At 63.6% G+C, this 17751-nt stretch carries 20 protein-coding genes and 1 tRNA gene; 12 read left to right on the forward strand and 9 right to left on the reverse strand.

Going from position 1 to position 17751, the window contains the following annotated elements:
• Positions 1–129 precede the first annotated feature (129 nt).
• Positions 130–1389 (reverse strand): M24 family metallopeptidase, encoded by a 1260-nt coding sequence (locus BMY84_RS17050; protein ID WP_093084961.1) that lies wholly within the window; start codon positions 1387–1389, stop codon positions 130–132.
• Positions 1376–2002, reverse strand: coding sequence for a glutathione S-transferase family protein (locus BMY84_RS17055; protein ID WP_093084962.1), 627 nt, complete (start codon positions 2000–2002; stop codon positions 1376–1378). The genes BMY84_RS17050 and BMY84_RS17055 overlap by 14 nt, the downstream gene beginning before the upstream one ends.
• A gap of 220 nt (positions 2003–2222) precedes the next feature.
• Here BMY84_RS17055 and BMY84_RS29810 point away from each other — a divergent pair, with 220 nt between their 5' ends.
• Complete coding sequence (locus BMY84_RS29810; RefSeq protein ID WP_256215278.1) at positions 2223–2456, forward strand: IS110 family transposase; 234 nt, start codon at positions 2223–2225, stop codon at positions 2454–2456.
• A gap of 190 nt (positions 2457–2646) precedes the next feature.
• On the opposite strand, the gene BMY84_RS17065 is transcribed toward BMY84_RS29810, so the two are convergent.
• Complete coding sequence (locus BMY84_RS17065) at positions 2647–2943, reverse strand: chorismate mutase (RefSeq protein WP_093084964.1); 297 nt, start codon at positions 2941–2943, stop codon at positions 2647–2649.
• A gap of 244 nt (positions 2944–3187) precedes the next feature.
• Between BMY84_RS17065 and rpsD the strand changes: the two genes are divergently transcribed.
• Complete coding sequence (gene rpsD, locus BMY84_RS17070) at positions 3188–3802, forward strand: 30S ribosomal protein S4 (protein WP_093084966.1); 615 nt, start codon at positions 3188–3190, stop codon at positions 3800–3802.
• 63 nt (positions 3803–3865) lie between these two features.
• Here the strand turns inward: rpsD and BMY84_RS17075 are convergent, their stop codons facing one another.
• A complete protein-coding gene (locus BMY84_RS17075; protein ID WP_256215264.1) occupies positions 3866–5806 on the reverse strand; it encodes a S9 family peptidase in 1941 nt (646 codons plus the stop codon).
• A 32-nt stretch (positions 5807–5838) separates the two neighbouring features.
• A complete protein-coding gene (locus BMY84_RS29815) occupies positions 5839–6000 on the reverse strand; it encodes a hypothetical protein (protein WP_177204036.1) in 162 nt (53 codons plus the stop codon).
• Between BMY84_RS29815 and BMY84_RS17080 the strand changes: the two genes are divergently transcribed.
• Positions 5978–7645 carry a M28 family metallopeptidase gene (locus tag BMY84_RS17080; protein ID WP_093084969.1) on the forward strand — a complete coding sequence of 556 codons (1668 nt, stop codon included), beginning with the start codon at positions 5978–5980 and terminating at the stop codon, positions 7643–7645. The genes BMY84_RS29815 and BMY84_RS17080 overlap by 23 nt on opposite strands.
• Before the next feature lie 92 nt (positions 7646–7737).
• Positions 7738–8109, forward strand: a complete 372-nt coding sequence (locus tag BMY84_RS17085; protein ID WP_093084970.1) for a hypothetical protein — start codon at positions 7738–7740, stop codon at positions 8107–8109.
• A 4-nt stretch (positions 8110–8113) separates the two neighbouring features.
• Here the strand turns inward: BMY84_RS17085 and BMY84_RS17090 are convergent, their stop codons facing one another.
• Complete coding sequence (locus tag BMY84_RS17090; RefSeq protein WP_093084972.1) at positions 8114–8575, reverse strand: DUF6265 family protein; 462 nt, start codon at positions 8573–8575, stop codon at positions 8114–8116.
• A 185-nt stretch (positions 8576–8760) separates the two neighbouring features.
• On the opposite strand from BMY84_RS17090, the gene BMY84_RS17095 reads away from it, so the two are divergent.
• From BMY84_RS17095 to BMY84_RS17130, 8 genes are all read left to right on the forward strand, one after another.
• Positions 8761–9750 carry an agmatine deiminase family protein gene (locus BMY84_RS17095; protein ID WP_093084973.1) on the forward strand — a complete coding sequence of 330 codons (990 nt, stop codon included), beginning with the start codon at positions 8761–8763 and terminating at the stop codon, positions 9748–9750.
• The gene (locus BMY84_RS17100; RefSeq protein ID WP_256215266.1) at positions 9717–10202 is read left to right on the forward strand and encodes a DUF2501 domain-containing protein; all 486 of its coding nucleotides are present in this window, start codon (positions 9717–9719) and stop codon (positions 10200–10202) included. Before BMY84_RS17095 ends, BMY84_RS17100 begins: the two co-directional genes overlap by 34 nt.
• Before the next feature lie 97 nt (positions 10203–10299).
• Complete coding sequence (gene aguB / locus BMY84_RS17105; protein ID WP_093084975.1) at positions 10300–11148, forward strand: N-carbamoylputrescine amidase; 849 nt, start codon at positions 10300–10302, stop codon at positions 11146–11148.
• 2 nt (positions 11149–11150) lie between these two features.
• Positions 11151–11537 carry a DUF1801 domain-containing protein gene (locus tag BMY84_RS17110; RefSeq protein WP_093084976.1) on the forward strand — a complete coding sequence of 129 codons (387 nt, stop codon included), beginning with the start codon at positions 11151–11153 and terminating at the stop codon, positions 11535–11537.
• Complete coding sequence (locus BMY84_RS17115) at positions 11534–11809, forward strand: hypothetical protein (RefSeq protein WP_093084978.1); 276 nt, start codon at positions 11534–11536, stop codon at positions 11807–11809. Before BMY84_RS17110 ends, BMY84_RS17115 begins: the two co-directional genes overlap by 4 nt.
• A gap of 108 nt (positions 11810–11917) precedes the next feature.
• The gene (folK, locus tag BMY84_RS17120) at positions 11918–12421 is read left to right on the forward strand and encodes a 2-amino-4-hydroxy-6-hydroxymethyldihydropteridine diphosphokinase (RefSeq protein ID WP_256215267.1); all 504 of its coding nucleotides are present in this window, start codon (positions 11918–11920) and stop codon (positions 12419–12421) included.
• A 43-nt stretch (positions 12422–12464) separates the two neighbouring features.
• A tRNA-Lys gene (locus BMY84_RS17125) sits at positions 12465–12540 on the forward strand.
• 61 nt (positions 12541–12601) lie between these two features.
• On the forward strand, positions 12602–13171 hold the full coding sequence (locus BMY84_RS17130; RefSeq protein ID WP_093084981.1) for an NUDIX domain-containing protein: 570 nt from the start codon (positions 12602–12604) through the stop codon (positions 13169–13171).
• On the opposite strand, the gene glgX is transcribed toward BMY84_RS17130, so the two are convergent.
• The 3 genes from glgX to glgC are packed head-to-tail and all read right to left on the reverse strand — an operon-like array spanning position 13152 to position 17739.
• Positions 13152–15026: a glycogen debranching protein GlgX gene (gene glgX / locus BMY84_RS17135; RefSeq protein ID WP_093084983.1), complete on the reverse strand. Its 1875-nt coding sequence runs from the start codon at positions 15024–15026 to the stop codon at positions 13152–13154. The genes BMY84_RS17130 and glgX overlap by 20 nt on opposite strands.
• On the reverse strand, positions 15023–16471 hold the full coding sequence (gene glgA, locus BMY84_RS17140; protein ID WP_093084984.1) for a glycogen synthase GlgA: 1449 nt from the start codon (positions 16469–16471) through the stop codon (positions 15023–15025). The genes glgX and glgA overlap by 4 nt, the downstream gene beginning before the upstream one ends.
• An 8-nt stretch (positions 16472–16479) precedes the next feature.
• Entirely contained in the window at positions 16480–17739 is a 1260-nt protein-coding gene (glgC, locus tag BMY84_RS17145; protein WP_093084986.1) for a glucose-1-phosphate adenylyltransferase, read from the reverse strand.
• Positions 17740–17751 lie beyond the last annotated feature (12 nt).

Here is a 17751-nt window from a genome sequence, read left to right on the forward strand (position 1 = left end):
CATGATGGCTTCCAAGGTTGGTGTCGCAACCCCTCGGAATCATATCGAAACTCGGCCGTCCACCGTTGCGTTAGCGTTCCGACACAGCCTCTAAGCGGGCGCGGTCCCCCTCCCCGGTCCGGGGAGGAATTACCCAATCGGCTCTTCAATCGACACCGGCGGCACGGAGAACCATTTCGCCCCCTGCGCGGTCATGTGGAAGCAATCCTCCATCCGCACGCCCATAGTGCCGGGGAGATACAGGCCCGGCTCGTTGGAGAAGCACATGCCGACGTCCAGCTTCGTTGCCTCGCCATGGACCAAGTTGACCGGTTCATGTCCTTCCATGCCGATGCCATGGCCGGTGCGGTGTGACAGGCCGGGCAGCGCATAGCCGGGGCCATAACCCTGCTTCTCATAATAGCCACGCACCGCGTCATCGACCGAACCGGCAGGCGCGCCGAGTTTCGCGGCGGCGAAGGCGATCTTTTGCCCTTGCGACACGTCGTTCCAGACCTTGCGCTGCTGCGCGCTGGGGGCCGCGCCATAGACGAAGGTGCGGCTGATGTCGGATTGATAATCCTCGACCGTGCAGCCGCAGTCCATCAGCACCACTTCGCCCGCGCGCACCGCCTGCGGCTTGCCGGAGCCATGCGGATAGGCAGCGGCTTCGCCCAGCAGGATCAGGTTGAACTCCACCTGCCCGCCCAGTTGCTTTGTTGCGGCGCTCATCAGCGCGCCGATATCGGTCGGGGTCATGCCGACCTTCACTTGGGGGTAGGTCCAGCGATAGGCGGCCATGGTGACGTCGGCGGCCGTCTGCATCAGCGCGATTTCGGCCGCCGTCTTGCGCATGCGAATGGCGCGGGTGACGGGGTCTTTCACAAGGCTTGCGGCGGGCAGCGTGGCCTTGAGGCCATCGACCGCGAAATAGCGGACGGTTTCCTCGATGCCGATGCGCCCCTTGGCCAGTCCCTTCGCGGTCAGATAATCGGCGATCGGCGCATAGGGGCTTTCATGCTCCTGCCAGACGCGGACTTCGGCGGGGATGGCGAGCGATTCGTCGATCGAGGGTTTCTCGAAGAAGGGGCAGACGACCAGAGGCGTGCCGCTCGCCGGGATGACCAGCGCGGTCAGGCGTTCGGAGCGCCACCAGCGGATGCCGCTATAATAGATGAGGCTGGCGCCCGGCTCGACCAGCAGCGCGTCGATGCCCTGCGCCTGCATCATCTTCTGTGCGCGGGCAACGCGATCGGCGCGCTCGACCTTGCCGATCGGCGTGACGCCGCCGGTCAGGGATTTGAGCGCCTCGCCTGCCTTGTCCTGCGCGAACAGGCGAGGGCTTATCAGCGACGTGGCAAGGCCGGCGGCGGCATAGCGCAGCAGGGTGCGGCGATCAGGCGTAGGCATAACGTCCCCCGGTTTTCAGCGCGGCCTGATAGGCGGGCCGCGCATGCATCTCTTCCAGCCAGCGAATCAGATGCGGACGGCTGCTGTCAAGGCCGCCGCGGGCGCGCGATGCTTCCAGTGGAAAGCTCATCATCATGTCGGCGGCGGTGAAGGCGTCGCCAGCAAAATAGCGCCGCGTCGCCAGTTCGCCTTCCAGCCAGTCGAGATGATCGTCCAGCATGCGCTGCACCGTCGGGCGCGCGGGGCGGCCAAGCAGGCCCAGCTTGCCGACGACGAGCAGCGCCAGCAGCGGCGGCATCATCGATCCTTCGGCATAATGGAGGAATTGACGATAGAGGATGGCGCCCTGCGCGTCGGCGGGCGGACCGAAGCGATTGCCGGACCGGGCGACCAGATGTTCCATGATCGCGCCCGTCTCGATCAGGCGATGGCCGTCCACCTCCACCACCGGGGAGCGGCCGAGCGGATGGATCGCCCGAAGCGATGCCGGCGCGCGCATCGTCTTGCGGTCGCGCTCATAGCGGCGGACCTCATAGGGCTCGCCCAGTTCCTCCAGCAGCCAGAGAATGCGTTGCGACCGGCTATTGTTCAGATGATGGACGATGATGGTCATGATGGCTCCCATGCTGCCCGCCGGTGAGGGCGTAACGCAGCACAGCGACCACCACAATGTCCGTTCGCCTGCAGCCTCGTTAGCTAGAGATTATTCTGGCTGTAAAGGTTGGGATGGCCGTGCCACCGCGGCGCGAACGGTTTGCCCATTGAGCGTATACCCAAGCCGAACTCTCGCGGCTGATCGAAGATTGACAGTCAAGCAAATCGACCCCGTCGTGATGGCGGCCAGCAGACGCTATCAGCGCCCCTGTGTGGCTATGCTGGCAGCGGCTTGCATTGATGTCGCCGTCGTCAATCCGCGACAGATACGACGCTTTGCCGGAGCCCTTGACAGGCTCGCCAAGACTGATTCCATCGACGCTGCACTCATCACGCACGTGCCAGACCGGGAACCATCAGTCGCCGTCATCTTGCAGCTCTCTCTGCGGCCCGCATCAACCCAAGCCTCATAAACTTCTACCAGCGCATCAGAGACAAGGTAAAAACACCCAAAGCCGCTCTCATCGCAGACGCCAGAAAACTCCTCACCATTCTCAATGCTGTCGCCAAAATCTCCATCACCCCCAGTTGAAGCAAACACAATCGCAGCCGATGGGCGCTGCGCAAGGGTTCTCGACAGGCTCGAACTGAACGGATCCAGTTCTATCCCCGCGTCCGGTCATATTCCGCCATCTCATAGGCGATCGATGCTTCGACCAGTTGCTCCCACAGGTCGGCGATCACCGCGCCGGGGGCGCCGATCCGTTCCGCCTCCGCCCGCGCCTGATCGATCACCTGCGCCTTGCGCGCTTCGTCCCGCACGGCGCTGCGGTCGGGCTTGATCCGGGCGGCGGCGCGCATATGGGCGAAGCGCTGGCCGAGCAGCGCGACGATCTGCCGGTCGAGTTCATCGACGCCTGCGCGCACCTGTGCCATGCTGGTATAAGTATCTGGGTTCATGGCCGCCGGATTTAAGCATCCGCGCCATGCCTGTCGAGGCCCAGTCCATGCTTGACATATCCCCGTCACATGGCCATAGGCGCGCCTTCGCGATTGGCCCCACATCCCGGTGAAGTGGTGGCCCTGTCCCTGAAATATGGAAACAGGCGATGACCGGGAAGCTTTCGCCCTCCGCCTCTGCGGACTTCCGGTCCATCGGATCAGGAGGGCGGATAACGTAATATGCAGTTGTAAGGAATTACCTATGTCGAAGCGCTCCAGCGCCAAGTATAAGATCGACCGTCGCATGGGCGAGAATATTTGGGGTCGCCCCAAGTCGCCCGTCAACAAGCGCGAATATGGTCCCGGTCAGCACGGCCAGCGCCGCAAGGGCAAGATGTCGGACTACGGCATCCAGCTGCGCGCCAAGCAGAAGCTGAAGGGCTATTACGGCGACATCACCGAAAAGCAGTTCAAGAAGAACTATTTCGAAGCCAGCCGCATGAAGGGCGACACCGGCCAGAACCTGATCGGTCTGCTGGAACGCCGCCTGGACGCCGTCGTGTACCGCGCCAAGTTCGCGCCGACCATCTTCTCGGCGCGTCAGATCGTTTCGCACGGCCACATCTATGTGAACGGCGTGAAGTGCAACATCGCCTCGCGTCTGGTGAAGCCGGGCGATGAAATCACCCTGGGCAAGAAGGCGCAGGAAATGGCGCTGGTTCTCGAAGCGCAGAGCCTGCCCGAGCGTGACATCCCCGACTATGTGTCGCCGGACGGCGCCGCCAAGATCACTTATGTCCGCGTTCCGACGCTGGACGAAGTGCCCTACCCGGTGAAGATGGAACCGAATCTGGTCGTCGAATTCTATTCGCGCTAATCGGTCCTCCCGGACAGAATATGGAAGAGGGCGGCCCCGCAAGGGACCGCCCTTTTTCTTTGGCTATCGCTTGAGCGCCCGTTCCAGCAGCGCTGCGCTCTTCGTCAACATTTCGATACGGGCCTGACTATCTTCCAGATAATGGTCCAACCCGTCGAAAACCACCAGTTCGGAAGACTTGCCGGCCTGCGCCAGGCGATCCTGCATCAAGCGCGACTGCTGAACGCCGACATTCAGATCCTGCGTTCCGTGAAACAGCAGGACAGGCGCATTGATCGCGTCAGCATGGCGTGCGGGGGACGCCTCGGCAATGTGCGGACCGGTGCCAATAAAGTCGCTGGTCTGGCGGAAGTCACTCCATCCCCGCCGCTCCTCTCGCACCCGGTCCAGATCCGTCACCGGCGCTATCGCAATAACCGCCTTGAACAGGTCCGGCTCCGTCACTGCCGATTGAAGCGCAGCATAGCCGCCATAGGACCAGCCGATGATTGCCAACTTGTTGGCGCTGGCGATCCCCTGCTTCACCAACCAGCGACCGCCATCGTCGACATCGCCGATCGCGGTACGCCAGCTCTTGAACCCGTTTTGCTGGAACCAGCTTTCACCATAGCCGGTCGACCCACGGAAATTGGGCTGCAACACGGCATAGCCCTGCGATGCAAAATATTGCACCATCCAGGCGAACCCCCATTCATCGCGGGCGCCGGGGCCACCATGCGGCATAACGATCGCCGGCAGGCCCTTCCCCGTCCCCTTTGGCGGCAAGGTGAGATAGGCCGGGATCTGTGTGCCATCTGCTGCCGCATAGGTGATATGCTGCATGGGCGCCAGGGCGACACCATCCAGCGGCGGGCGACTGGATGCCACAGGCGCCATCTGGCTGGTCGCGCGGTCAAGCAGGAAATAACTGCCCGGATCGACATCGCTGCCAGCCCAGATCAGCAGTTTTTTCTCGTCACGACTGGAATCGACGACCCGCACATTGGGTTGCCCCGACAAGGCAGATGACAGCGATTTGGCCAGCTTTGCGATTGCCGGGTCGAAGTAGGAGGCGCCACGCCGATCGGTCACATAGCTGACCCCGATCGGCCGCTTGTTTCGCCCAATGGTTATGAAGCCGTCCACATCGACCTGATCATGGGCAAAGAGCAGCGTTTCTACAGCGCCCTCGTCCAAAGCTCTGGAATAGGCGGCCAGGCGCCCGTCCTTGCGCTTGAAGCCATAAGCGAGATTTTGACCGGCATCGACAAGACTTGGATCGAAGCCTTCATCGCCCTTCATCACGATGCTTAACGGCTTCCAACCACCTCCATCGACAGGCCGATAATAATAGCGTCGCTCATCCTTGTCATATCCGGTGGCGTCGATAGTTCGTGTCCCCATGACACGGACATTGCCCAGACCATCGGCGATATATTCGCGGGCATTGACCTTTGGCGGTTCGACCGGCCGAGCGCGCAGGGTCAAGCTGTCCACATCATCGACGCCCAACCCCTCCTTTGTCTGAGCATTGCGTGTCCCGATGGTCGTTTCGGGGATATAGTTGCGCATCATCAGCACATGCCCCTCATTGCCCGGCGCCAAACCGATCACGGCGCCGCCAGACAGGCTGACCCCCCGCGACCGCAGGCTGTCCCCGCCAGGCGTATTGAGCAATTTCACATTGCCGCCATCGGCATTCACCGCGACGATGCGGCTGACCCGGACCAGTTCAGTCCCGCCCAGGGTGCTCATGCCATAAACCGTGCATAACAGGCGCGTATCGCTGGCCCACTGACATCCCGCCAGCCGATCCGGCTTGCCATCAACCGCCAATATCCGTTTTGTCTGTAATTCGCCGCTCCCCCGCAGGTCTGCGACATAAAGGCCCGCGCCCTGACCGGTCAGCGGTTGCACGAAAGCGACCCAATTACCATCGGGAGACAGGCTGGCCTGCTCAATCTCTTCGCGCGCGCCGAACCGCGCCGCCATGTCGTCAGCCGCTCTCGCCACACCCGCAGTCATAGCCAGAGCCGTAACTCCGCCAAGCCAAGGACTTATCCCGTATCGCAACATCCACCCCCGTAAATAGTGACCGGTGCATTCATGCCGAAGAGGAAGAAAAGCGCAAGATTCTTGCCCCCCTCTTCGCACGGTGGCATCACCTGCGCATTCGTAAAATAAGGGAATCCTTCCATGCGCAGTTCCATCGCGGCCATCGCCGCCATCCTTGTCCTGTCCGCGCCAGCGGTCGCGGGCGCAGCGCCCGCCAAATCCACCGCGAGGGGCGCCACGCCATCGGTCGACACGATGAAGCGGCTGGTGCAGGAACTGTCCTCCGACGCCTATGAGGGCCGCGCGCCCGGTACGGCGGGTGAAGAAAAGACGCTCGCCCTGCTGTCCGCCGAATTTGCGAAACTGGGCCTCAAGCCGGGCAACAAGGGCAGTTGGTTCCAGGATGTGCCGCTGGTCGAAATCACCGCGAAGAATGTCTCGGCGCTCAGCTTCACCGGCGGCAAGGCGCCCGTCTCCGCCGCCTATGGCCCGGAAATGGTGATCGGCACCTATCGCACCACGGAAAAACATATCGAGGTGAAGGACAGCCCGGTCGTCTTCGTCGGCTATGGCATCAACGCCCCGGAAAAGGGCTGGAACGACTATGCCGGGCTGGACGTGAAGGGCAAGACGGTCGTCATTCTGGTCAACGATCCCGATTATGAAACGCAGGGGCTGACCGGCCCGTTCAACGGCCGCGCCATGACCTATTATGGCCGCTGGACTTACAAATATGAGGAAGCCGCGCGGCAGGGCGCAACCGCCGCGATCATCATTCACGACACCGTGCCCGCCGCCTATGGCTGGAACGTCGTGCAGTCGAGCTGGACCGGGGCGCAGCATGTCGCCGACAGCGCCGACGGCAATGCCGGACAGAGCCAGGCCATCGGCTGGATGCAGAAGGACAAGGCCGCCGCCCTCTTCGCCAGCGCCGGACTGGACCTCGACGCCCAGATGACCGCTGCCAAGCAGCCCGGCTTCAAGGCCGTGCCGCTGACCGGCGTGACCGCCAACATTTCCTTCGACAATGACCTGCGCAAGCACAGCTCGAAGAATGTCGTCGCCCTGCTGCCCGGCAAGACGCGGCCTGACGAATATGTCCTCTACAGCGCGCATTGGGATCATCTGGGCCATTGCGAAGCCGCGCCCGACGGCGATGATATCTGCAATGGCGCGGTCGACAACGCCACCGGCACCGCCGCACTGGTCGCCCTCGCTCAGGCCAATGTGAAGGCCGGCCCGACCGATCGCAGCCAGGTGTTCCTGGCCGTCACCGGCGAGGAATCGGGCCTGCTGGGCTCCGACTATTATGGCAAGAACCCGATCTTCCCGTTCAGCAAGACCGTGGGCGGCGTGAACATGGATGCCCTGTCCGTCGCTGGCCTTGCCAAGAATGTCGTGGTCATCGGCAAGGGCAAGTCGCAGTTGGACGCCTATCTCGACCGCGCGCTCGCCGCACAGGGCCGCGTCGCCACGCTCGAACCGACCCCGGAAAAGGGCTATTATTACCGCTCCGACCATTTCAGCTTCGCCAAGCACGGCCTGCCGATGCTCTATTTCGAGGGCGGCGAGGATCTGGTGAAGGGCGGCACCGCCGCTGGCATGGCCGCCGCGGAGGATTATACCGAACATCGCTATCATGGTCCCAAGGACGAATATGATCCCAATTGGGACTGGACCGGCATCTCCGCCGACCTGAAACTTTATTATGATGTAGGCCGCGCGCTGGCGACGACAACCGACTGGCCCAACTGGGTAGATGGCGATGAATTCCGCGCCATCCGCGACAAGGATCGGGCCGGACAATAAGCCATTGGCCGGCGGCGGGGCATCCGCCGCCGGTCGGTTCACTGCTGGTTCAGTCCGCGCATTTCATGCTGCCTCGCCTTGATGGGAGCCTGATGATGCGCAATCCTGCCCTTCTGCTCATACCCATGATGATCAGCGGCAGCGCCATGGCCCAGATCGCGCCGGGATCACCGCCACGCGATACGCCCGGTCCCGTCACGGTCCGGCTGGAGCCCAGCGTCAGCGGCACCTATGAACTGGAGCAGGCCCGCAAGGATATTCGCAAGGCGCGCAAGAACGGCGCGCTCGACCGGAAGGAAGCCCGCCAGTTGCGCCGCGAAGCCGATCGCGCGCAGGCGCTGGCGGATCGTAGCGGCCGCGATGGCCTCAGCTATAGCGAACAGCGCGAACTGGACATGCAGGGGCTTGCACTCCAGAGCCTGGCGCAAGGGCAACGCGCACAGAGCGGCGCCAAGCAACCTTGACCGCTCACTGCCCGGTAGGAGTTGCCGGCGAATAAGTCCAGTTCTGCGCCCCGCTACCATCCATTTTCGACGTCTCGGCCATCAGCAGCCGCCCTTCCCGCCAATAACGAATGCGCTGCGGATAATCATGGTCCGGATTGGCGAAAGTGATATCGCGAACGCCCTGCTCCACAGCAGGAAAGACCGTCGCAGCACCGCCTTCGGGCGCACCATGGAAGGTCAGCGATCCATCCGCCGCCCGCACGATCCGCATCACTTCCCAGGACCGCAGGCTTTCGCCCCGCCCGGTCCGCCCGACGCCGATCATCGTGCCGCCGCGCGGCAGGGTCCAGACTTCCTCGCTCCACCGGTCGCCATTTTGCTGCTGCCATTCGCCGGTCAGCCAGTCCGGCAGTTCGCCCGCCCATACGCCCGATGACAGCGCCAGCATGCAGGCGGCGGCGATGGCGGAAACTCTCATCTTCATGGCTTTCGCCCTCTGTCCACATGCGATCCGGCACGCTATGGAGCGCGCGACATCTCCGCACTTTGCGGATCGGCCTTAAAGCATCGCGCGGAAAAGTGGGAACCGGTTTTCCGCTTTTAGCGATGCGATAACAGATATTTGGGGCGTGCGCCTGCTGCACGCGCCAGCGAGCAAGGATAAAAGCCATGACTTTCCGCATGCCCGCCGAATGGGCGCCGCACGACTGGACCTGGATCGGCTTTCCGACCAACCCCGCCGAATGGCCCGGCGCCTTCGATGGCGCGCGGCAGCAGATCGCCGATTTCGCCAGTGCCCTCCACGCCGATGGCAAGGGGGAGGAGGTCCGCCTCGTCGTCGCCAATGAGGAGGATGCCGTCGCCGCCCGCGCATTGGTTGCAGCAGGTGTCACCATCGCTGTCCACAAGCTGGGCGACGTCTGGCTGCGCGACACCGCGCCGATCGCCGTGCTGAATGGCGCAGAGGAACGCGCGCTGGTGGACTTCGACTTCAACGGCTGGGGTGGCATATATCAGATGCCCGGCGATGAGGATATCGGCGCGCGCCTCGCCGCGACGACCGGCTTTGCCACCTCGACCCAGCATTGGGTGCTGGAGGGCGGCGCGATCGACACCGACGGCACCGGCCTGTTCGTCAGCACCGAACAATGTCTGCTGAACCCCAACCGCAATCCGGACCTCGATCGCGGCAAGATCGAAACCCTGCTCGCCGGTAGTCTTGGCCTGTCCGACATGCTGTGGCTGGGCGATGGCCTGCTCAACGATCATACCGATGGCCATGTCGACAATCTCGCCCGCTTCCTGGCCCCCGGCAAGCTGGGCCTGCCGATCGCGACCACGGATGACGATCCCAACGCCGCCATCTATGCCGACGCCCGCGCCCGCGCGAAGGCCCATGGCGTCGAGGTGATCGATATCCCATCGCCCGGCCTTGTCGTGGTGGACGGTGAAGCGATCCCGGCCAGCTACATGAATTTCTATGTCGGCAATGCCGCCGTCATCGTACCCATCTATGGCCAGCCCAATGATCAGGCTGCGCTCGACGCCTTCCGCCCCTTCTTCCCCGACCGGGAGATTGTAGGATTGCGCAGCGACGCCATATTGTCGGGCGGCGGCAGCTTCCATTGTTGCAGCCAGCAGATGCCCTCGCTGGTCTGAGCCTGTTGCGCACCGGCGCGGATGGGATCAGTCTGCATATCGACCCGGCGGGACTCGCCGGGCAGGGAGAAGAACCGATGATCCGCATGTCCCTTCGCGCCGCCCTGACCCTGGCCATCCTGACCGGCGCGTCCGCGTCCTCAGCCCAATTGTCCGGCCTGGGCGGCATGCTGGGCGGCGGACTGCCCAATATCGCCTCGGTCGGCGCGGGCAATGCGGCGGGCGTGCTCAGCTATTGCATGAAGAACAAGCTGGTGAACGCCACCAGCGCCAGTTCGATATTGGGCAAGCTGACCGGCAAGCCCGGCGTCAAGGAATCAAGCGGCTTCAAGCTGGGTCAGCAAGGCACGATCAAGACCGACGGCAGCGCCTTTTCGCTGGGCGGCCTGAAAGCCAAGGCCAAGACCAAGGCCTGCGACATGGTCCTCAACCACACCACATCGCTGCTGTGATCCGAACCGATGATATCAAGGCCGGTGGCATGCCCGGCCGACATTCCCTATAGGGCGCCCAGTCCCCCCGCCCCTATTCCCCGCCATGGAGTGAAGAATGACTCGCGTGACCGTCGCCGCCCTGCAACTCGCCTTTTCCGACGACAGGGCCGATAATATCGCCAAGGTTGCGGATCATGTGCGCAAGGCCGCCATGCGCGGGGCGAAGATCATCCTGCCGCCCGAACTGTTCGAAGGCCCCTATTTCTGCCGGGTCGAGGATGAAGCGCTGTTCGAAGGCGCCCTGCCGACCGACGAGCATCCCGCCGTGCTGGAGATGCGCAAGCTGGCGAAGGAACTGGGCGTCTATATCCCGACCAGCTTCTTCGAACGCGACGGCCATCATTATTACAACTCGCTCGCCATGATCGATGACGAAGGCGAGATTATGGGCGTCTATCGCAAGAGCCACATTCCCGACGGTCCGGGCTATGAGGAAAAATATTATTTCCGCCCCGGCAATAGCGGGTTCAAGGTGTGGAAGACCAAATATGGCACCATCGGCGTCGGCATCTGCTGGGACCAATGGTATCCTGAAACCGCCCGCTGCATGGCGCTGATGGGCGCAGAAATGCTGCTTTACCCGACCGCCATCGGCTCCGAACCCTATGATGCGGACCTCGACACCAGCCGCATGTGGCGCCGCGCGATGATCGGCCATGCCGTCAGCAACTGCATGCCGGTGATCGCCGCCAACCGTATCGGGGACGAAGACGGCCAGAAATTTTATGGCCACAGCTTCATCAGCGACGAATGGGGCGATTATCTGGCCGATGCCGACGCGAAGGACAATGGCGCCCTCGTCGCCACGCTCGACCTTGCCAAGGCAAAGATCCACCGCGCCGGCATGGGCTTCTTCCGCGACCGCCGTCCGGACCTCTACGGCCGCATCGCGCAGGATATCTGACCATGACGGACAGCCCCTCCGCCCTCATCGACGCGCGCATCGCCGCGCTCGGCGACTGGCGGGGGGAGATGCTGGCGCAGGTCCGCGCCCTTATCCACCGTGCGATCTCCGATGTGGTCGAAACATGGAAATGGCGCGGCGTACCCGTCTGGGAGAAGGGCGGCATCCTGTGCACCGGCGAAAGCTACAAGAGCGTGGTAAAACTGACCTTCGCCAAGGGCGCAGCTCTCGATGACCCGGCTGGCCTGTTCAACGCCAGCCTCGACGGCAATGTCCGCCGCGCCATCGACTTGCACGAAGGCGACATAATCGACGAAGCCGCCTTCATCATCCTGATCCAGGCCGCGGCAGCCCTGAATGCCGCCAAACCCCGAAAGACCCGCAATTGACCACCGAAGAAGACCCGATCATCGCCGAAGAAGCCATCGTTGAAGATGCGACCGTGGAAGAGGCCGCTGTTGAAGCCCATCCAGACCTCAGCCGCCCGCAAAAGCGGATGCTCAAGCGCCTCTACAACGCCCGCACCGTCCCGATCCTGGTCGATGATCGCGCTTTCCTGACCTATCGCGATGCCGCGCGCTATCTCCTGTCGCTGCCCGCCGAGCCGCGCGAGGCCGCCTATGCCGTCATGAAGGCGCATGTCAAAGACAAGGCCCGATAGAGCTGGCATGACATTTTCTACAGCGTCATTGCGAGCGCAGCGAAGTAATCCAACAGCGCGCCCGTGGATTGCTTCGCTGCGCTCGCAATGACGAAACGGATCGACTTGGTGCCCGGACAGACGCCGCCCTCCCATCTCTACGCGCTGGCGCTGGGGTCAAACCGCCCGCTGTCCGCACGCCGCACGCCACCGCGCCTGCTGGCCGAAGCGGTCGCGCTGATCGGGGGGCAGGCGCGGGTGCTGGCCGTATCGCCCACAATCCCGACGCCCCCGCTCGGCCCCTCGACCCGCATCTTCGCCAATGGCGCGCTGCTGGTGGAAAGCGCGCTGCCGCCGCCCGCCATGCTCGCCTTCCTCCAGTCGGTCGAAAACAGACTCGGTCGTCGCCGTCATCGCCGCTGGGGCGCGCGCAGCATCGATATCGACATCATCCTCTGGTCGGGCGGCATCTGGCGCAGTCGCACCCTCTCCATTCCCCACGCAGCCTGCCGCTCACGCGCCTTCGTGCTGGCCCCTTTGCTGGCAGTGGCGCCCGACTGGCGCGATCCCCGGACCGGCCTTACCGTCCGCCATCTTCACGCGCGCTTACAAAAAGGCAAACGCCAAGGTTGACCATCCGCCCCGCCGCCATTAGGGCGACCTCCACCGCACGGAAGGGTCCATAGCTCAGTCGGTAGAGCAACTGACTTTTAATCAGTAGGTCGCTGGTTCGAACCCAGCTGGACTCACCACTTCCACCATTGGCGCGGCATCGCCATCCCGCTAGGCAAGTAGGAACAGCGGAGGTTCCTCATGACCGTCATCCTCACCACCCGGCCCCTTTATCAGGGCTGGCTCAACCTGTTGATGGTCGACATGTGCGCCGCCAATGGCGATCTGTTCGAACGCCATGTGGTAGAAATGAACCGCGCGGTCGCGGTGCTGCCCTATGATGCGGAGCGCCGCATGGCCCTCACCGTATCGATGCCGCGCACGCCCGTCATGCTCGCGGGCCTGCCCGACATGATGGAGGCGATCGCCGGCATATTGGAGGATGAACCGGCCGACTGCGCCCGGCGCGAAGCGCTGGAGGAAGCGGGCGTGCAACTGGGCGACATGATCCATCTCGGCCAGATCTGGAGCATCCCCAGCGTCGTCACCGAAAAGATCGACTATTTCCTCGCGGAATATAGCGCCGGCGACCGCATCGCCGCAGGCGGCGGGCTGGACGAAGAGCAGGAAAATATCACCGTCCATGAACTGCCACTGGACCAGCTATGGACGATGTTCGCCCAGAAACAGATCAATGATGGGAAACTCGCCATCCTGCTGATGGCACTGCGGCTGCGACGGCCAGAGCTGTTCAGCGTTCCGGTCGCCTGATCCCGATCGATCGCGCTGCCACTTCCAGAACATCGCCGTCGGGCAGGTGAAAGAGACAAGGCGCGCCATCGCCATTCACGCATAGCGTCAGCCCGCTCTCCCGATAGCGCAACGACAGCCGACGCCGCCCCGGCTCTTCCCACTGCCCGATGCGCATCGGCTGCCCCGCTTCATCCAGCCAGTCGACATCACCGTCCTTCAACATGGCAATATCGCGCAATTCCGGCGCCTCCGCCCGCAACGCAGCAAGGGCGAAGCTATGCGCCTCCAACGCCCGGTCGCGCCCTTCCCAATCGATCCAGCTAATCGCATTATCCTGCGCATAGGCATTATTATTGCCCTGTTGGCTCCGCCCAAACTCGTCCCCCGCCGTCAGCATGATCGCCCCGCGCGAACAGAAGAGCGTGGAGAGCAACGCCATAACATCGCGCTGCCGCCCCGCCAGCACCGCCACATCGTCGCTCGCCCCCTCGACACCTCCATTCCAGCTAAAATTCTCGCCATGGCCATCGCGATTATCTTCGCCATTGGCATGATTATGCCGCTGCTCAAAGGCCGTCAGGTCGGCCAGCGTAAAGCCATCATGCGCCGCCAGAAAATTGACGCTGCGGCTCACCCCGGCGCCGAATATGTCCGACGATCCGGTCAATCGCGTGGCCAGCGCGCCGATCGTCCCCGCGCCCCCGCGCCAGAAGCGCCGCATATCGTCCCGATAGCGGTCATTCCATTCCAGCCAGCCGTCGCCGAACCGCCCGAGCTGATAGCCGCCCGGCCCGATATCCCATGGCTCGGCGATCATGATCCGGTCCGCCAGCACGGGATCGGCCCGCATCTCCTGCAACAGCGGCGCGGCCGGATCGAAACCGTCCGCCATCCGCCCCAGCGCCGGCCCCAGATCGAAGCGGAAGCCATCCACCCCGGCCTGCGTCACGAAATGCCGTAGCGAATCCAGGATCAGGCGACGCACCACCACATGATTGCAGGCGATGCTATTGCCTGTCCCCGTATCATTGATCAGCCGTCCGTCCGGCTCGTGCCGAAAATAGCTGCGCGCATCCAGCCCGCGCAGCGACAGCGTCGGCCCCAGCGCGTCGCTTTCCCCGTCATGATTATAGACCATGTCCAGTATCACGCCGATCCCGGCATCGTGCAGCGCCGCGACCGTCGTCCGCAACTCCGCCAGCCCGCCGGGCGCCAGACGCGGGTCCAGCGCGAAATAATTGACCGGATTATAGCCCCAGGCGTTGCTCAGCCCCAGCGGCCCCAGATGCCGTTCATCGATCCAGGCATTGATCGGCATCAGTTCGATCGCCGAGACATGCAGCCGCTTCAAATGCGCGATCACCGATGGATGGGCCAGCGCAGCGATCGTCCCGCGCTGCGCCTCCGGCACATCCGGGTGCAGCATGGTGAAGCCACGCACCTGCACTTCATAGATCAGCCCCCCCGGATAGAAGCACGGCGGCGCGGCCTCCACCGGCGGCAAAGTCGCCGTCACTATGCCTCTGGGCATCAGCGCGGCGGTATCGCACCCTTGCCCGCGCGGCGCGGCCAGCGCAGGATCATAGCGGAACGGCCGGTCGATCGCCTGCGCATAGGGATCGATCAGCAACTTGTCGGGATCGAACCATAGGCCCGACGCAGGATCATAGGGGCCATCGGCGCGCAGCCCATAGCGCGTCCCCACGCCCGCCCCCGCCACTTCCAGATGCCAGCACCCATCACTGTCCCGCAGCATCGGCAGGCGGTTTTCGCGCCCCGCCGCGTCGAACAGACAAAGCCATAGCTGCGTCGCATCGGGCGACCAGACCGAAAAGCGCGTCCCGCCCTCACTGACCACCGGCCCCAATGTCACGCCGCCTCCGCGATCAGCGATCGATAAAGCGCGGCGTAGCGGGCCGCGCTGTGCGTCCAGCTCACATCCGCGCGCATCCCCGCGCGCTGCATCGCCTGCCAGGCCGCCTTGTCGCGATACAGGTCCACCGCCCGGTTGATCGCCCCGTGCAGCGCCAGCGGATCGGACGGGGTGAAGACCAGCCCGGTCGCCGCCCCGGCCGCCACCGCCGCCTCATTGGCGTCGATCACCGTATCGGCCAGCCCGCCAACCCGTGCCACCACCGGCACACAGCCATAGCGCAGACCATAAAGCTGAGTCAGGCCGCACGGTTCGAAACGGGACGGGATCAGGATCGCGTCCCCGCCCGCCTGCAACAGATGCGACAGCGGCTCGTCATAGCCGATCTGCACGCCGATCCGTCCGCGATGCCGGTCCGCCGCGCCCAGCAACGCGCCTTCCAGCGGATGGTCGCCCGATCCCAGCACCGCCAATTTCGCACCAGCGGCAACCAGATGATCCAGCGCCTCGACCATCAGGTCCATGCCCTTCTGCCAGGTCAGGCGGCTCACGATGATGAAGATCGGCGCATCATCGGCATCCAGATCGAACCGCCGCTCCAGCGCCCGCCGGTTCACCGCCCGTGCCGCCAGCGCCCGCGCGCTATAGGGCCTGGCGATCAATGGATCGGCCGCCGGGTTCCAGATATCGGTATCGACGCCGTTCAATATTCCGTGCAGCCGGTCGACCCGCCCGTTGATCAGCCCATCCAGTCCCATGCCATGCACCGAAGACCGGATTTCCTGCGCATAGGTCGGGCTGACCGTGGTGATCGCCTCGGCCGACACCAGACCCGCCTTCAGATAGCCGATGCCCCCATAATATTCGACACCATCCACGCCCCAGGCTTCGGGCGGCAGCCCCAGCCGGGGGAAGATGTCCGCCGAAAACCGCCCCTGAAAGGCCAGATTATGGATCGTCACCACCTTGGGCACCGACGCCGCCGGGCCAAAGCGCATATAGGCGGCGGTCATCGCCGCCTGCCAGTCATGCACATGGACGATATCGGGGCGCCATCCCTTCAACGCGCCTTCGGCTATGTCCGCGCCCACCCGTGACAGCGCGGCGAAACGGCGCCAGTTATCGGCCCAGTCATTGCCGCCATGATCGCCATAGGGGCCACCCTCGCGCGTAAAATATTCCGGCGCATCCAGCACCAGCAAGTCCAGCCCGTCGACCTCCCCCGCCAGCACCGTGGCCGACGCCCCGAACAGATCGTCATAGCGGCGCACGACCTTCGTCTTGCCCAGCTTTGCCATGACGGCGGGATAGCCCGGCACCAATGTCCTTGCCGCCACGCCCTGCCCGGCCAGCGCACCCGGCAGCGCCCCGGCCACATCGGCCAGCCCCCCGGTCTTGATCAGCGGATAGATTTCGGACGCGACCGACAGCAGCTTGATCGTCATGGGTCGGGTCAGGCCGCCAGCCGATCGATCATCGCCTGCGTCACCAGACAGATGCCACTTTCGGTGCGACGGAAACGCTGTGCATCATGGTCTGGATTTTCGCCGATGATCAGGCCCGACGGGATGATGATGCCCGAATCCACCACGCATTTATGCAGCCGTGCGCCGCGCCCGATCTCGCAATTGGGCATGATCACGCTTTCCGTAACGGACGAAAAGCTGTGCGTGCGCACACCCGAAAAGAGCAGGCTGCGATGCAGCGAAGACCCCGACACGATACAGCCGCCCGCCACCAGAGAGGATGTCGCCGATCCGCGCCGGCCATCCTCATTATGCACGAACTTGGCCGGCGGCGTGACCTCCGAATAGGTCCAGAGCGGCCAGCTACGGTCATACAGGTCAAGGCTCGGCACCACATCGGTCAGGTCGATATTCGCCTGCCAATAGGCATCGATCGTGCCGACATCGCGCCAATAGGGCACCAGCTCGCTTTCGGCCCGCACGCAGCTGCTCGAAAAGCGATGCGCCACCGCTTTGCCATGCTTGACGATATAGGGGATGATATCCCCGCCAAAATCGCGCTTGCTGGTCGGATCATCCGCATCGCGCAGCAATTGCTCGATCAGGAAGCGGGTGCGGAACACATAAATGCCCATCGACGCCAGCGCCATGTCGGGCTGACCCGGTATGGCCGGCGGGTTCTTGGGCTTTTCGACGAAGGCGGTGATGACGTCCGCTTCATCGACATGCATCACGCCAAAGCCCACCGCTTCCTTACGCGGCACTTCCAGACAGCCCACGGTCACGTCCGCGCCGCTGTCCACATGCTGCTGGAGCATCAGTTCATAATCCATCTTGTACACATGGTCGCCCGCCAGAATGACCATATATTCCGGCGCATAGCTTTCGATGATGTCGATATTCTGGAACACGGCGTCGGCCGTGCCTTCATACCACTGGCTTTCGGAAATACGCTGGCTCGCGGGCAGGATATCGAAACTCTCGTTGCGTTCGGGCCGCAGGAAATTCCAGCCGCGCTGCAAATGGCGGATCAGCGAATGCGCCTTATATTGCGTCGCCACGCCGATGCGGCGGATGCCGCTGTTCAGCGCATTGGACAGGGCAAAATCGATGATCCGCGCCTTGCCGCCAAAATGCACGGCGGGCTTGGCGCGCTTGTCCGTCAGTTCCGACAGGCGGCTGCCGCGCCCTCCCGCCAGGACATAGGCCATGGCATCGCGCGCGATCGGCTGATATTTGGTCTGCACTACTGGGCCTCT

Source organism: Sphingobium sp. AP50 (assembly GCF_900109095.1).
Classification (GTDB): domain Bacteria; phylum Pseudomonadota; class Alphaproteobacteria; order Sphingomonadales; family Sphingomonadaceae; genus Sphingobium.

Excerpts from the sequence above, each read along its gene's own strand:
- rpsD (WP_093084966.1), top strand. The coding sequence starts at position 3,188 with ATGTCGAAGCGCTCCAGCGCCAAGTATAAGATCGACCGTCGCATGGGC.
- BMY84_RS29810 (WP_256215278.1), top strand. The coding sequence starts at position 2,223 with ATGGCGGCCAGCAGACGCTATCAGCGCCCCTGTGTGGCTATGCTGGCA.
- BMY84_RS17090 (WP_093084972.1), bottom strand. The coding sequence starts at position 8,575 with ATGAAGATGAGAGTTTCCGCCATCGCCGCCGCCTGCATGCTGGCGCTG.
- BMY84_RS17080 (WP_093084969.1), top strand. The coding sequence starts at position 5,978 with ATGCGCAGTTCCATCGCGGCCATCGCCGCCATCCTTGTCCTGTCCGCG.
- BMY84_RS17130 (WP_093084981.1), top strand. The coding sequence starts at position 12,602 with ATGACCGTCATCCTCACCACCCGGCCCCTTTATCAGGGCTGGCTCAAC.
- BMY84_RS29815 (WP_177204036.1), bottom strand. The coding sequence starts at position 6,000 with ATGGCCGCGATGGAACTGCGCATGGAAGGATTCCCTTATTTTACGAAT.
- aguB (WP_093084975.1), top strand. The coding sequence starts at position 10,300 with ATGACTCGCGTGACCGTCGCCGCCCTGCAACTCGCCTTTTCCGACGAC.
- BMY84_RS17075 (WP_256215264.1), bottom strand. The coding sequence starts at position 5,806 with ATGACTGCGGGTGTGGCGAGAGCGGCTGACGACATGGCGGCGCGGTTC.
- BMY84_RS17050 (WP_093084961.1), bottom strand. The coding sequence starts at position 1,389 with ATGCCTACGCCTGATCGCCGCACCCTGCTGCGCTATGCCGCCGCCGGC.
- BMY84_RS17085 (WP_093084970.1), top strand. The coding sequence starts at position 7,738 with ATGATGCGCAATCCTGCCCTTCTGCTCATACCCATGATGATCAGCGGC.
- BMY84_RS17065 (WP_093084964.1), bottom strand. The coding sequence starts at position 2,943 with ATGAACCCAGATACTTATACCAGCATGGCACAGGTGCGCGCAGGCGTC.
- BMY84_RS17110 (WP_093084976.1), top strand. The coding sequence starts at position 11,151 with ATGACGGACAGCCCCTCCGCCCTCATCGACGCGCGCATCGCCGCGCTC.
- BMY84_RS17095 (WP_093084973.1), top strand. The coding sequence starts at position 8,761 with ATGACTTTCCGCATGCCCGCCGAATGGGCGCCGCACGACTGGACCTGG.
- glgA (WP_093084984.1), bottom strand. The coding sequence starts at position 16,471 with ATGACGATCAAGCTGCTGTCGGTCGCGTCCGAAATCTATCCGCTGATC.
- BMY84_RS17055 (WP_093084962.1), bottom strand. The coding sequence starts at position 2,002 with ATGACCATCATCGTCCATCATCTGAACAATAGCCGGTCGCAACGCATT.